The sequence below is a fragment of the Proteiniclasticum sp. C24MP genome (genome assembly GCF_043951855.1).
GTDB lineage: Bacteria > Bacillota > Clostridia > Clostridiales > Clostridiaceae > Proteiniclasticum.
In genome coordinates this window covers 482931-496485 of the sequence record NZ_JBINJW010000001.1, presented here as the reverse complement: position 1 = coordinate 496485, position 13555 = coordinate 482931, and the positions used below count along the sequence as shown (strand labels likewise).

Annotated in this window: 13 protein-coding genes; 8 read left to right on the top strand and 5 right to left on the bottom strand. The window is 45.1% G+C overall.

Features of this window, described 5'->3' with window-relative positions; all coding sequences use genetic code 11:
• Nucleotides 1-160 precede the first annotated feature (160 nt).
• Both ACHAL6_RS02500 and ACHAL6_RS02495 read left to right on the top strand, forming a co-directional pair.
• Complete coding sequence (locus ACHAL6_RS02500; RefSeq protein WP_395268624.1) at nt 161-1612, top strand: YfcC family protein; 1452 nt, start codon at nt 161-163, stop codon at nt 1610-1612.
• An 11-nt stretch (nt 1613-1623) separates the two neighbouring features.
• On the top strand, nt 1624-2967 hold the full coding sequence (locus ACHAL6_RS02495) for a M20/M25/M40 family metallo-hydrolase (protein ID WP_395268622.1): 1344 nt from the start codon (nt 1624-1626) through the stop codon (nt 2965-2967).
• A gap of 104 nt (nt 2968-3071) precedes the next feature.
• Here ACHAL6_RS02495 and ACHAL6_RS02490 read toward each other — a convergent pair whose 3' ends face one another.
• Together ACHAL6_RS02490 and ACHAL6_RS02485 are read right to left on the bottom strand one after the other, a co-directional pair.
• Entirely contained in the window at nt 3072-4022 is a 951-nt protein-coding gene (locus ACHAL6_RS02490) for a DegV family protein (protein WP_395268620.1), read from the bottom strand.
• A 210-nt stretch (nt 4023-4232) separates the two neighbouring features.
• Entirely contained in the window at nt 4233-5036 is an 804-nt protein-coding gene (locus ACHAL6_RS02485; RefSeq protein WP_395268618.1) for a hypothetical protein, read from the bottom strand.
• A gap of 256 nt (nt 5037-5292) precedes the next feature.
• Here ACHAL6_RS02485 and ACHAL6_RS02480 point away from each other — a divergent pair, with 256 nt between their 5' ends.
• Nucleotides 5293-6204 carry an SMR family transporter gene (locus ACHAL6_RS02480; RefSeq protein ID WP_395268616.1) on the top strand — a complete coding sequence of 304 codons (912 nt, stop codon included), beginning with the start codon at nt 5293-5295 and terminating at the stop codon, nt 6202-6204.
• An 89-nt stretch (nt 6205-6293) separates the two neighbouring features.
• On the opposite strand, the gene msrA is transcribed toward ACHAL6_RS02480, so the two are convergent.
• Nucleotides 6294-6974 carry a peptide-methionine (S)-S-oxide reductase MsrA gene (msrA, locus tag ACHAL6_RS02475; protein ID WP_395268614.1) on the bottom strand — a complete coding sequence of 227 codons (681 nt, stop codon included), beginning with the start codon at nt 6972-6974 and terminating at the stop codon, nt 6294-6296.
• 305 nt (nt 6975-7279) lie between these two features.
• Between msrA and ACHAL6_RS02470 the strand changes: the two genes are divergently transcribed.
• Nucleotides 7280-7621: an iron chaperone gene (locus tag ACHAL6_RS02470; protein ID WP_395268612.1), complete on the top strand. Its 342-nt coding sequence runs from the start codon at nt 7280-7282 to the stop codon at nt 7619-7621.
• A 177-nt stretch (nt 7622-7798) separates the two neighbouring features.
• Nucleotides 7799-8365: a signal peptidase I gene (gene lepB, locus ACHAL6_RS02465; RefSeq protein ID WP_395268610.1), complete on the top strand. Its 567-nt coding sequence runs from the start codon at nt 7799-7801 to the stop codon at nt 8363-8365.
• Nucleotides 8366-8539: 174 nt separating this feature from the next.
• Here lepB and ACHAL6_RS02460 read toward each other — a convergent pair whose 3' ends face one another.
• Together ACHAL6_RS02460 and ACHAL6_RS02455 are read right to left on the bottom strand one after the other, a co-directional pair.
• Complete coding sequence (locus ACHAL6_RS02460; protein ID WP_395268608.1) at nt 8540-8695, bottom strand: zinc-ribbon domain-containing protein; 156 nt, start codon at nt 8693-8695, stop codon at nt 8540-8542.
• 197 nt (nt 8696-8892) lie between these two features.
• Complete coding sequence (locus ACHAL6_RS02455) at nt 8893-9051, bottom strand: zinc-ribbon domain-containing protein (protein WP_031574354.1); 159 nt, start codon at nt 9049-9051, stop codon at nt 8893-8895.
• 428 nt (nt 9052-9479) lie between these two features.
• Here ACHAL6_RS02455 and rsgA point away from each other — a divergent pair, with 428 nt between their 5' ends.
• The 3 genes from rsgA (at nt 9480) to ACHAL6_RS02440 (ending at nt 13484) form a co-directional block, all read left to right on the top strand.
• A complete protein-coding gene (gene rsgA / locus ACHAL6_RS02450; protein WP_395268605.1) occupies nt 9480-10550 on the top strand; it encodes a ribosome small subunit-dependent GTPase A in 1071 nt (356 codons plus the stop codon).
• A gap of 226 nt (nt 10551-10776) precedes the next feature.
• Nucleotides 10777-12930 (top strand): DNA topoisomerase III, encoded by a 2154-nt coding sequence (locus tag ACHAL6_RS02445; RefSeq protein ID WP_395268603.1) that lies wholly within the window; start codon nt 10777-10779, stop codon nt 12928-12930.
• A 116-nt stretch (nt 12931-13046) separates the two neighbouring features.
• Nucleotides 13047-13484, top strand: coding sequence for a hypothetical protein (locus ACHAL6_RS02440; RefSeq protein WP_395268601.1), 438 nt, complete (start codon nt 13047-13049; stop codon nt 13482-13484).
• The last annotated feature ends 71 nt before the right edge of the window (nt 13485-13555 follow it).

Here is a 13555-nt window from a genome sequence, read left to right as displayed (position 1 = left end):
TACGATTGCATCTGGTGACAAAGAGGTGCAGAGTAGATGGCGGGGAATCACAAGTGGATATATACATGGTCATTCATCACTGATTATGCTAAAATTCTGAATATAGAGTATAAAGATGCAAGATCAGAATAGAACTGAATACGAAGTGAGGTGCAGCATCATGAATGAAAAATCCGGAATCACAATTTCAAAGAAATCATTTTTCTCATCCGTTACGATCCTTGGCGTGCTTATGGTCCTAGCGGGGATTCTTACAAGAATCATACCTGCGGGTGTCTATGAACGGATGTCAGTGGATGGCAGAGAATCCGTAGTTCCGGGGTCTTTCCGGTTCATAGGTGAGGCGGATTATCCCATCTACAGGTGGTTTACCGCTCCTGTCGAAGTGCTTTTCGGATCCGATGCGGTGACCATCATCGTCATCATTCTCTTCATTCTCTTCATAGGATCCTCTTTCCGGGTACTGGATCGAAGCGGTATATTGAGATATATCATGGAATCCATCGTGAAGCGTTTTGAAAAGAGAAAGTATCTTCTCATGGGCATCCTCATTCTTTTCTTCATGCTCTTCGGTTCCCTCTTCGGCATATTCGAGGAGCTCATTGTTCTTGTGCCCATGGCAGTGACTTTATCCTATTCCTTTGGATGGGATTCTCTGGTGGGACTAGGCATCAGTGCCATGGCTTCGGGCTTCGGCTTTGCGGCTGCGATCTTCAATCCCTTCACCCTGGGTGTCGCCCAGACCCTTGCAGATCTTCCGGCTTATTCAGGGACCGGGTATCGTGTACTGATTTTTGTGACCATCTATCTGATTCTATATGGATTTCTCTATTTCTATGCAAGGAAAATAGAAAAAAGGCCTTCAGCATCTCTGGTCTATCAGGAAGACCGTGCCGTGAAAAGCAGGTTTACTTTTGATGAAAAGGAATCTCTTCTGGGAAATGAGAAACTGAAGAAAGCGGTGAAAGTCTACGTAGCGTTCATGGGCCTTATGGTTTTGACCATTCTCCTGGGATTCTTCATTCCAGAGCTCTCTCTCATCACACTGCCGCTTGTGGCTGTGATTTTTCTTGTGGCTGGAATCCTTGGTGGCATCATGAGCGAATATGGGACCTTCGGTGATCTTCTGAAAGATCTCTACAAAGGTCTTCTCTCCATGCTTCCTGCAGTGGTTCTGATACTCATGGCTATGAGCATCAAGCACATCATGACAAAAGGGCTCGTCATGGACAGCATTCTTTATTATGCATCAGGTTATATGGAAGGACTCAGTCCGAACCTTGCGGTTCTTGGGCTGTATCTTCTGATTCTCGTACTGGATTTCTTCATCGGGTCCGGTTCAGCCAAAGCGTTTCTTGTGATGCCCATTGTGCTTCCATTGACCGATTTGATAGGCATCACAAGGCAGACCACCATACTGGCATTCTGCTTCGGAGACGGATTCAGCAATCTTCTGTTTCCTACGAACCCTACACTGATGATTGCCCTCGGGCTCACTGTGGTGAGTTATCCGAAATGGATCAGGTGGTCCATAAAGATTCAGCTTGTGGTATTTCTTGTGACGTTAGGGTTTCTCTTTCTGGCGAATAATTTCGGCTACGGACCGTTTTAGGAGGATATGGCATGACACAAGAAGACAGAACTCTTGCAGTAGAGCATCTTAAGGAGGCGCTGACGTATCGCACCATCTCCAGCATAGAAGAGGATTCTGTGGATTTCAGGGAATATGATGCGTTTCTTGCTTTTCTGAAAAGAACCTACCCCATGGTTCATGAAAAAATGGAGCTTACCATGATCAATACATATAGTCCGGTGTATCATCTGAAAGGAATAGAGAAGGTTCATCTTCCCGTTCTTCTTCTGGGGCACTATGATGTGGTGCCCGTGGAAGAAAATACGATGATGGATTGGGAGAGAGATCCCTTCGGTGGAGAAGTGCATGCGCATCATATTTACGGAAGAGGCGCCATGGACGACAAGAATCAGGTGATCTCCATCATGGAATCTCTGGAAGCGCTTCTTCACGAAGGGTATGAACCGGGCAGGGATATTTATGTGGCCATAGGCTTTGATGAGGAAATCGGCGGTGAAAGGGGAGCCAGGGCCATAGCGGAACATTTCAGAGAAAAAGGACTCCGCTTTGATCTGGTTCTGGATGAAGGCGGCGCAGTGGTTCTGAACACGGTGGAAGGAGTCAAGACGCCTTTGGCCCTCATAGGCGTGGCCGAAAAAGGCTCTTCCATGATCAGAATCACCGCCTATGGCGATGGAGGACACTCCTCCATGCCCCAAAAGGGTTCGTCTATAGAGGTTCTTTCCCAGGCGGTGCGAAATCTCATGAAAAACCCCATGAGACCCAGACTCACTGCACCGGTGAGGGGAATGCTTCATGGTATGGCACCATTTTTAGGCGTCAAAGGTATTCTTTTAAGGCATGCGGATCTGACTTTCCCGGTGCTTGCGAAAATACTCTCGTCGAGTGGTGTCATGAACTCCATGGTGAGAACCACCATGGCCATGACCATGGCAAAGGCAGGGTCCGCCATGAATGTGATGCCTCAGGAGGCATCAGTCTATGTCAATGTGCGTATTCTTCCAGGGGATACCTTTCAGGATGTGCTCAGTCACATGAAGAAGGTGAACAGGGATCTGGATCTGTCCTATGAAGTGCTTGTGAAGGAAGAGGCGTCTTCCATCTCTCCCCATGATTCGGAGGCTTTCAAGACCATCGAGCGCAATGCCCTGAAGGTCCATCCGGATGCGAAGGTGCTTCCGTATCTCATGGCTGGTGGGAGTGATTCGAGAAAATATGAATGTGTGTCTGAAAACATCCTGCGCTTTTCCTGCGTCAGAATGACGAAGGAAGATCTGGATTCCATTCATTCCACCAATGAAAGAATTCATGTGGATAATCTTTTCAGTATGATCCGGTTCTATGTGGAGCTGCTCAGGGAATATGAAACATGATCCCAATTAGTCTGTCCTGATTACGTATGAAGTCCTGAGGAAAAAAACAGACCTGGGAAAGTTCAAAGTCTTATCTTGAACTTTCCCAGGTCTTATTTCATGGATTACTTGTTGGAGAATTTCTTCAGGAACTGATTCTTTCTTTCCATGAGGGCTTCCACTTCATTGATCAGCAGATTGTCCTTATGGTGACCGGTCTCCATGAAGAAGAGGGAGAGTCCGCCGGGACCCACATGGGTTCCTACTGCGACGCCCATCTGCATCATGTAGATATCGCCTTTGAAAGAAGTCTCTTCCAGAAATTTCGATTTAAGGTTGTCGGCATAGCTCTTATCGGTGGTATAGCCGATGATGATGAAATCCGTCAGCGCTTCATCGTTTCTCTTTTTGAATTCATTGATGTAGTGTGCCAGGACTTTTCTTCTTCCTCTTTCCTTTGCCACGATGGAGCCTTTTCCTTCCTTCATGGACATGATGGGCTTCAGCTTCAGCATCTTGCCGATGATGGCGCTGGCACCGGAAAGTCTTCCGCTACGGATGAGATGGTTGAGATCGTCCACTGTGAGAAAGTGCTTCACGTTGATCTTATAGGTTTCGTTGAAGTCGATAAGCTCCTGAAAACTTGCACCTTTTTCACGAAGCCTTGCGCTTTTCATAAGAAGCCATCCACTGCCGTGGCTCATGGACTTTGAATCCACCACATGAATCTTCACTTTGGAATCCGGGAACTCCTCATAGAAATAATCCTTGGCAAGGACCGCGGACTGATAGGCACCACTAGTGCCGCTGGACATGCAGATGCACAGGATCTCATCATGTCCTGTCGTAACGGCTTCCTTCATGATGTCCAGATAGGATGCAGGACTTGGCATGCCGGTGGTCGGTGGATTCTCCAGGTTTTCCATCATGCTGTAGAATTCATCCGCGGTGATGTCTACCCGGTCCAGGTAGGTCTTTCCATCCATGGTGACGGTGAGGGGCGCAATACTGATATCATATTGTTCTAGAATATCATCTGAAAGGTCGCAGGTTGAGTCTGCCATTATTTTAATCATTTTTCCTCCAATGAGGGCATAGATGGAGTAGTGTATTCCATTGAGTGCCCTGATGTTAATCTTTTACATTATACGTCAATGTCCTTAATTATCCTATAACTTTTTTCAAGCATCTAGCCCTGTGGAAAAAGATCTGTTCGGGTGTCACGCACTTGAGAGTATGTGGATCCTGGTTCAACTTGTGAGAAGGTATGAAAGAACAGGAAGAAATCATTGACTCTGAACGGTCTTTCTGCCGATCAGAGGGTATACTGCAACAGCTGCGAGTATGGAATAATAGATGATGAGGTTATTCAGTCCTATACCCGGAAACAGATAAAGCAGCAGAACAATAAATGAGAAAATCCTCTGGGAGAAGTTCATTCTCTTCACATGTACAGGGGTTCCTCTGTCATCCAGAACACCGGCAATCCTGCTGGAAGGGGTAAAGGCCGGAAACAGAATGAGCACCAACCTCAGCAGGAGATCAATCCTGGGGGAAACAAAAGGCTCTGAAATGGAAAGAAAATTGAAGTGAAAGCTTTCCATGAGAAAGACTGCTGCGGTAAGGACAGAAAAAACCAGTGATGTGCGGGGTTTTTCTTTATAGAATAGGAGAGAAACCGAAGCGATGAGAAAGGGAATCAGGTAAACGCTGTTTTCGCTGCGGACAGATAAGTATACGCTGAATCCGAATACCACGATAAAATCGACTAGTGTGAGGCTTTTACCGCACACGCCACTGATCATTCTCAGAAGAAGAATAATCCAGAAGAGGACGAGCAGATTCAGACTTTCAAAGTAGAACAGGTTCACAAGGCTGAGTGCAGCACTTAAAAAAGCAGCGTATTCATATTTCGGGTCCACTTCTCTGGTGAGCGCCCATGTGAGAAATGTGCCACCCGCTATGGACAGACCTGATGAAAAAGAGTCCGTCATCAGATAGCCTAGAACTCCTGTGATCAGCGAAAATAATACGATGATTCTATTGGTGGTATAATTCAGATCCACTTTTCTGACTAAAGTAAACATCATTTCACTCCTGACTTGTACTATTATGTATAAGTATAACATCAGTTTCTTGTGGAACCTATGGTTTTCATTGTAAGCCTCGGTCCATCCCCCCCTATGAGATGGGGCTGAAAGGCCATCTTCTGCACTGAAGAGAGGAGCCGTCGGTAGGGTGGCTTAGAACTCAGTGAACAATATCTGACTGGAAGAAGCAGACTGGATCGGATAAAATGGTATAATCAGCTCATAGATCAAATTAGACGTTCACTTTGGAGGAAACATGGTTTATTTAGCTTTGGCAATCATCTGCAGCGCATCCATCGCACTGATTTTCAAGTATTCGGAAAGCAGCAATACCAACAGATACGCAATCACCAGCACCAATTACTTCACAGCATTCATGGTGAGTCTTCTCATGATTCTCCTGAGAGGCTTACTGACAGGCATAGATAAGGAAATCTCCTTCCTGGAGGATTTCAGTCTGGTCTTCTCGGGAAAACAGGATCTACTGACTCCCTATGGAAGCCTTCTGTGGGGACTTATCATCGGTTCGGTGGCAGGAGCGTTCTTTTTCCTGTCCTTCATCTACTATCAGAAAAGCGTGAAGGAATATGGAGTGGGCATATCGGGTACCATTGCAAAGCTGGGTATTCTGATTCCCATGCTGTTTTCTGTTCTTGTCTGGAAAGAATTTCCCACGGCCATTCAGGTGGTGGGCATCGCATTGTCCCTGGTGTCCATCCTCATTGTGAATCTCTCTCCGAAATCCCTGGAGAAATTGGATTTCAAACCGATCATCATGCTGCTCTTCGTTTTCGGCGGGCTGGCGGAATTTTCAACGAAGATCTACCAGAAGTATGGACTGAATGAGTATAAGGATCTGTTTCTTTTTGCGGTGTTCTTCGTGGCTTTTTCCATCAGTGCATATTATACGGTGAGAGAAAAAAGAAAAGTAACGAGGAAGGATCTCCTAACGGGAATTGCTGTGGGTATCCCGAATCTGTTTTCCTCCTATTTTCTGATTCTCTCCCTGGACACGATCAACACCTCAGTGGCGTTTCCTGTATACAGTGCGGGGAGTATTGTGCTGATCAATATAGGTGGATTTCTGCTGTTTAAGGAGAAAGTATCGAGAAAAAACCAGGTGGCCATCCTCCTGACTGTCATAGCCCTTATTCTGATCAATATATAGTCCCATAGGTTCTCAAAGCTAAAAGGCCGATGAATGCGTTTCATCGGCCTTTGATTCGTCTCTATGTCTTTCAGGGTTCATTTCTTAATTTATTCATTATCAGCAGGTTCTGGTTGAAGCGTTCTTTCGCCCAAGGATTCATCTCTTTCCACTTCAGTTTCCGCTTCATAAAGGTCAATATGGCAGTAACCATTCACATTCTTCTGAAGATAGTCCTGATGATATTCTTCAGCTACATAGAAATTCTTTAGGGAAGTCACTTCAACTACGATGTCTTCTTCGTATTTCTTCTGTTCCACGGCGATGACTTTTTCAATCTCTTCGATCTGAGTGTCATCCACATAGTAGATACCGGTTCGGTACTGATTTCCTATATCATTACCCTGCCTGTCTACGGAGGTCGGGTCTACCACTTTGAAGTAATAGAGAAGCAGATCGGTTAAGTCTATTTTACTCGGGTCATACTTCACCTCTACAGTTTCAGCAAACCCCGTATCCTTACTGACGACATCTTCATAGGAGGGGTTCTCTGTATTTCCGTTGGCATAGCCTGAAACTGCATCCACAACACCGTTGATTCTCTGGAAATACTCCTCAACACCCCAGAAGCATCCGCCAGCCAGATAGATGGTCTCTACGTCCTCTTCGTTATAGTCTTTCGTAAGACTTGCATTTACAGCTGCCGGAGCTGTGCTGTTTAAATCAATAGTGGCAAGTAGTAGAACCGCTGCAAAAACAAGAATCATCAGTATAATATATTTCGCTTTCATCTTACACCTCTTTCATCATGGATAAGGAATCCTTCTTCAAATATGCTGCGTCTGGTAAGTTCAGTGCAATACTGCTAAAATGAATGAAAAACCTGATTCAATATCAATGATACTTTTGAGAAAGGGGACCGGAACACGTATCGTTAAGGGTATTATAGCATGATAAACAATTGTGACGGATGCGCTAACACGATATGCCATATAAAGCATAGAGGCAGCGTTTCGTGATTGCGGAAAGTGCCTAGCTGCCTGTAAGTGTATCTGAGAGTGAAAATCAGGAAGACAAGAAAAGGAGCGTAGCGGATATGAATGAAGTGGAAAAGTATATCGAGAACTTTCCGGAAGAAGTTCAGCAGAGGCTGACTAAAATGAGAGAAATCATCAAAGAGCTGGCACCGGAAGCCAGTGAACGAATCTGTATGGGCATCCCCACCTATGATCTTCATGGAAAGTGGCTGGTCCATTTTGCCGGATTCAGGAAACACATCGGATTTTATCCACAGCCGGAAGGGATCACAGCCTTCAAAGAGAAACTCACGCAGTACAAGACGTCTAAAGGTACCATACAGTTTCCGCTGAATAAACCTCTTCCGGAGGAGCTCATCCGTGAGATTGTGAATTACAGGGTAGAGCATCAGAACGGATAGAATATTCAGGGATCATAAGAAGGTCTTATCCCTTAGATACCTGTACATGTTTTAAGAATTAAACTGGAATAGTTAAGCCAATGGTGTAGATCCGATCTGTGAGTGTAGTATACTATATATAACAAGAAAAGTGGTAATGTATGTTTTAGAATGGAACCATTGGGATAGGAGGATGAGATGAAAACTGAATCAGAACAATCCGATGCGAAATTTAGAAGTATCGTCACTGAGTGGATGAAATCAATGATCGTCGGTCTTCTGACAGCGCTGTTTGTCACAACATTTCTTTTCAGCTCTGCAGTGGTGAAAGGCAGCTCCATGTATCCGACACTTCATGAAAATGACAGGCTCATCGTGAAGAAATATGAAACAATACTGAAAACTGAAGAGTACAGGAGAGGGGATATCATTGTGTTTGAATCCCCGCTTGAAAATGAGGATAAGTATTTCATCAAAAGAGTCATAGGTCTGCCAGGAGATAAGATTACCATTTCAGATGGCAAGGTCCATGTAAATGATGAAATCATCGAAGAACCTTATATTGATCAGCATGCATTTACGGAAACTCTGTTTTTCGGGGACGATTATATTGTTTCAGAAAATGAGCTGTTTGTGATGGGCGATAATAGACTTCCCGGAAAAAGCAATGACAGCAGAAGTTTCGGGAGTATATCCATAGATCGGATTGAAGGGAAGATTGTGCTGAGAGTGCTTCCTCTTGATAGAATCGACAGTGATCTTTAAGTGCGTCATCCTTATCGGGATATGAACTTATTTCAGATCGTACTGACATGTTGCAGTATCAATGGAGTGTTCCGGAATAACAAGAAGGCAGCTTCCCATATAGGAAACTGCCTTCTTGTGCTTTAGCACATAAAAATAAAGCAGCTGCTTGCGCAACTGCTTTGTCTTTTAAGATTATCTGTTAAATCTTTCTGCTTTTCTTGCTCTTCTGCAATCTGGGCATCTAACAGGATCGTTTTCGAATCCCTTTTCCTTGTAGAATTCCTGCTCACCTACTGTGAATATGAATTCGTTGTTGCAGTCTCTGCATGTGATCTTCTTGTCTTCCATTGATTTTTTCCTCCTTAGAAACAGACATACATAATTCTCTGACGCTAAGGCGAAATTGAAATCTTTGTAATGTGCTGTATAATTTTTTGTTCCGTTTACCGGACTATGTCAGTATAACATACTCTCAAAGATAACGCAAATGCGATTCCTTTGAGAAAATAAAAAGCAGCTGCCTAAGCAACTGCTGATTTACCAGATTATCTTCTGTTGAACTTTTCGTTCTTTCTTGCTCTTCTGCAATCAGGACATCTTACTGGTTCGTTTTCGAATCCCTTTTCCTTGTAGAATTCCTGCTCACCTACTGTGAATATGAATTCGTTGTTGCAGTCTCTGCAAATGATCTTCTTGTCTTCCATTGATTTTTTCCTCCTTAGAACAGCTATCCTTGAAATTTCCTGCCCCCTAAGGTGAAAGTAAATCTTCTCGTTTAGTACTGTTATTTATGTCCCTTTGTTAGGACTAGTTCAGTATAACAGATTGCTTCAGAAATAGATACAAGGATGGAGAGATATGCAACTATGACTTTTAAAAGGGATAAATGATGCCATTTCAATTGATAAAGTCATGTTTATTTACGAAGTAAGATGATATTTCATAAATTTTCTATGCAGAGAACTGAAAATGTATTATGATTTGAGTGGATCGAAAAATAGAAGTGATCCAAATAATAGGCAAAGGAGTGGTACTTTATGAAAAAGGATATTGCAGCAGGAAAAGGAAAGCCAGCGGGAGGATCTGCCTATTAAAAAGCAGCCTCCAAGTAAACACATGGAGGAAAAAAGTATTGAACACAAGAATGGAAAATTTAGGATTTACGGAAAGGATTCTCATGGAAGCGACGCTTCATGAGGGCCTATGCCTTGGAAGAGTCATCTCACAGTCCAAAGATCTCTACCGGGTTGCACTGACAGAAGGAGAACTCTACGCGGAGGTTTCGGGAAAGATGCGCCATCAGGCATCATCGATCCTGGAATTTCCTGTGGTGGGGGACTATGTCATGGTGGACAGGGAAAGTGACGAGAAGGGCAATGGCATCATCCATGAGATTCTGCATCGAAGGAGCCTCTTCGTCAGAAAGTCTGCAGGGAAGACGCAGAAGCCTCAGGCGGTAGGTGCGAACATCGACACGGTATTTCTCTGCATGGCATTGAATAATGACTATAACCTGAGAAGACTGGAAAGATATTTCGCGGTAGCCCTGGACAGCGGCGCAGTGCCGGTCATTGTCCTGACGAAATCTGATCTCTGCGGGAATCTGGAAGAAAAGAAGAGGGAAGTGGAAAAAACCGTACTGGGATATGATGTGCTGGTTACCTCCGCTTATGTGGAAAACGGTCACGAGATTCTGAAGCCCTATCTTTCTGCCGGAAAGACCGTGGCTTTCATCGGCTCGTCAGGCGTGGGAAAATCCACCCTCATCAACAGACTGCTGGGAGAAGAGGCCATGGAGACCCAGGGGCTTCGAAATGATGACAAAGGAAGACATACCACAACGTCAAGGGAACTCTTTCTTCTGCCAGAAGGCGGTGCTGTCATTGATACACCGGGCATGAGAGAGCTGGGCATTGACCATGCAAACATCGAGGAGTCCTTTGAGGATATCTCGGATCTTTCGCTTCAGTGCAGGTTCCATGACTGCCGTCATGACAAGGAGCCAGGATGCGCCATCAAGCATGCGCTGGAAGAAGGCACCCTGGACCGGGCACGGTATGAGAACTATCTGAAACTCAAGGCGGAGAATAAATACGAAGGTCTGAGTGCGAGGCAGATCGAAGACCGGAAAATCAAGGAAATGTTCGGCGGAAAGAAGGAAATGAAGAAGGCATTCAAAGAGATCAAGGCCAGAAAAAGGTAGAGATCGTTGTCTTTGAATACTTCTGCATATGCTATCAGTAGACAGGAAGAAGAGATGGATGGGAAGGCCCGTTCACCTCTTCTTTTCAGTTGTGCGCAGGAAGTCCACAGACAGGCGTTAAAGGAAAGCATTCATTTCGGCGGCATATGATATAATCATAGTGATAATGAACAAAATGCATAGTAATGAGAAGAGACCATGTAAGTGATGGTAAGAAGGAGAGAAAATGAGTAAAGTTTTAGTGCTTGCTGAGAAACCCTCAGTAGGAAAAGATATCGGGAAAGCTCTGGGCATCCATGGCGGGAAAGACGGATTCATGGAAGGGAAGGATTATGTCATCACCTGGGCCATGGGTCATCTGGTGACCCTGGCTGCGCCGGAGGAATACAGACCGGAGTACAAGGAGTGGAAGATGGAGCTTCTGCCCATGCTTCCTGAGAAGATGAAGCTTTCGGTCATCGGAAGAAGTGCGAAGCAGTATAGTACGGTGAAGCATCTCATGAACAGAAGCGACATCAGAGAGATCGTCATCGCCACGGATGCAGGACGAGAAGGAGAACTGGTGGCCAGATGGATCATCTACAAGGCAGGGGTCAGAAAGCCCATGAAGAGGCTCTGGATCTCTTCTGTCACAGAAAAGGCGATCAAGGACGGCTTCCGGAACCTGAAGGATGCGAATAACTACGAGAATCTCTATAAGTCCGCAGAAGCAAGAAGCAAAGCGGACTGGATTGTAGGCATCAATGCCACCCGCGCCCTGACGGTGAAGCATAATGCGCAGCTTTCACTGGGACGTGTGCAGACACCGACCCTCGGCATTGTAAAGACCAGGGAAGAGGAAATCCGATCCTTCAATCCCGTTTCCTATCACACCATCAAGGTGAAGGCTGGTGGCGTCTATTTCCACCATGAAGGAGGAAGAATCTTCAAAGAAGAGGAAGCCAGAAAGAAGCATAAGTCTCTGGAGGGAAAGAAGCTTCTCATCACCGATGTGAAGACCGTGGAGAAGAGAAAGGATGCACCGCTTCTGTACGACCTTACAGAGCTTCAGAGAGACGCCAGCAATCTATACGGCCTGAGTCCCAAAGAGACCTTAAACACCATGCAGGCCCTCTATGAAAGGCATAAGGTGCTGACCTATCCGAGAACGGATTCCAGATACCTAACGAAAGACATGACGGCAACTTTAGCAGACCGCGTAAAGGCATCGGCCAAGGGGGACCTGACCAACATCGGCAGAGAGATCCTGAGAAAAGGAATCAAAGAGAAGAAGAGCTTCGTCAATGATCAGAAAGTGTCCGACCATCATGCCATCATTCCGACGGAAGAATCCGTGGTTTTAAGTACCCTGACGGATAAGGAAAGGAAGATCTATCTTCTGGTTGTGAAGAGATTCCTCAGTGTGCTCATGGACCCTTATGTCTATAAGGAAATGGTAGTAACGGGGACCATAGGAGAGGAAATCTTCAGGAATAAATCCAAGGTCACCGTCAGTCAGGGCTACAGAGCTCTATTAAAGGAGCAGGACGAGGAAGAAATCGAAGAAAGAGAATCGCTCTTCAAAAAGGGAGACCAGCTCTCCCTGGAAAAGACCTATCTGGAAGAAGGAAAGACCAAGCCACCGGCCTACTTCACCGATGCGACGCTTCTCTCCGCCATGGAGAATCCCGTGAAGTACATGGAATCAGATGACAAGAAGCTGGAAGCGATACTGAAGGAAACCAGTGGGTTGGGGACCGTTGCGACAAGAGCCGACATCATCGAAAAGCTCTTTTCCTCCTTTGTGCTGGAAAAAAGAGGAAAGGAAATCCATATCACGGAAAAAGGAAGACAGCTTCTTGATCTCGCACCGGAAGAGCTGACTTCTCCTGAAATGACCGCCAGATGGGAATCCAAACTGGAGAAGATCAAAAACGGACAGCTGAAAGAGGAAGCCTTCATCAGGGAAATGGAGGAGTACACGAAGAAGATCATCACGGAGATCAAGACCTCCAAGAAGACCTTCCGTCATGACAATATGACCGGGCAGAAGTGTCCGACCTGCGGAAAGAATCTGCTGGAAGTGAAGGGGAAAAAGTCCACCATGCTGGTCTGTCAGGACAGAGAGTGCGGCTTCAGAAAAACCTTAAGCAGCCAGTCCAATGCCCGATGTCCTGAATGCAAGAAGAAGATGGAGCTTGTGGGTGAAGGAGAAGGAAAGTACTTCAAATGCAAGTGCGGCTACAGAGAAAAGCTCACCGCCTTCCAGGCAAGAAGAGAAAAGGAAGGCACAGCTATGAGAAAGGGTGAAGTGAAGCAGTATCTGAGTAAGATCAATAAGGAAAATGATGAACCACTGAACTCCGCCTTAAGTGATGCGCTGAAGGATCTGTTCAAATAGGTTCTGTAGTAAAGTGAATTTCTACAGATGTATTGCGAAAATATTGCATATAATATAATATGAGTATGTAAATAATTATATGTTGCATAGATGAAGGGTGCTGTAGGAGGATGAAGTTGGAAAAGAAAAGAATACTGCTGATGCGTTTACTGATAGTATTACTGGTGGGTTCTGTAGGTTTTTCCATCTATCAGGGCTATAAGTTAAGGGTATATGAAAGAGAACTGACACGCGTTGTAGAAAACCACCTGCAGATCTTTGCTGCCAATGCAGGACAGGTGGAAGATAAGAGAATTTATGCGGAGCAGTTTGCGAATCTCACTGCTGCCCAGGAAGCCTATATCGTATTAAGTGAAAAGAGCGCTTATGACGAAGGGGAGTGGGAAGAGAGCCTGCCCGGACTGATCATAAGACTGAAACAGGTCATGGAATTTGATGAAGAGAAGTATAGGGAAGTGTTTTCTGATATGGACGTAAGCAGGCTGATGTTTGATATTTCAGAGGACTTTGAAGATCATGAATCCATCAGAAAAGTGTATGAACTTCTGAACTGATGAATCGGAACAGTAACAAAATAGTGATATACGAAAAAAGGAGCTTATCAGATGATAGGCTCCTTTTTCGT

Coding starts and splice junctions, on each gene's coding strand:
- ACHAL6_RS02480 (WP_395268616.1), top strand. CDS start 5,293: ATGGTTTATTTAGCTTTGGCAATCATCTGCAGCGCATCCATCGCACTG.
- ACHAL6_RS02455 (WP_031574354.1), bottom strand. CDS start 9,051: ATGGAAGACAAGAAGATCATTTGCAGAGACTGCAACAACGAATTCATA.
- ACHAL6_RS02500 (WP_395268624.1), top strand. CDS start 161: ATGAATGAAAAATCCGGAATCACAATTTCAAAGAAATCATTTTTCTCA.
- ACHAL6_RS02460 (WP_395268608.1), bottom strand. CDS start 8,695: ATGGAAGACAAGAAGATCACATGCAGAGACTGCAACAACGAATTCATA.
- msrA (WP_395268614.1), bottom strand. CDS start 6,974: ATGAAAGCGAAATATATTATACTGATGATTCTTGTTTTTGCAGCGGTT.
- ACHAL6_RS02470 (WP_395268612.1), top strand. CDS start 7,280: ATGAATGAAGTGGAAAAGTATATCGAGAACTTTCCGGAAGAAGTTCAG.
- ACHAL6_RS02485 (WP_395268618.1), bottom strand. CDS start 5,036: ATGATGTTTACTTTAGTCAGAAAAGTGGATCTGAATTATACCACCAAT.
- lepB (WP_395268610.1), top strand. CDS start 7,799: ATGAAAACTGAATCAGAACAATCCGATGCGAAATTTAGAAGTATCGTC.
- ACHAL6_RS02490 (WP_395268620.1), bottom strand. CDS start 4,022: ATGATTAAAATAATGGCAGACTCAACCTGCGACCTTTCAGATGATATT.
- ACHAL6_RS02445 (WP_395268603.1), top strand. CDS start 10,777: ATGAGTAAAGTTTTAGTGCTTGCTGAGAAACCCTCAGTAGGAAAAGAT.
- ACHAL6_RS02495 (WP_395268622.1), top strand. CDS start 1,624: ATGACACAAGAAGACAGAACTCTTGCAGTAGAGCATCTTAAGGAGGCG.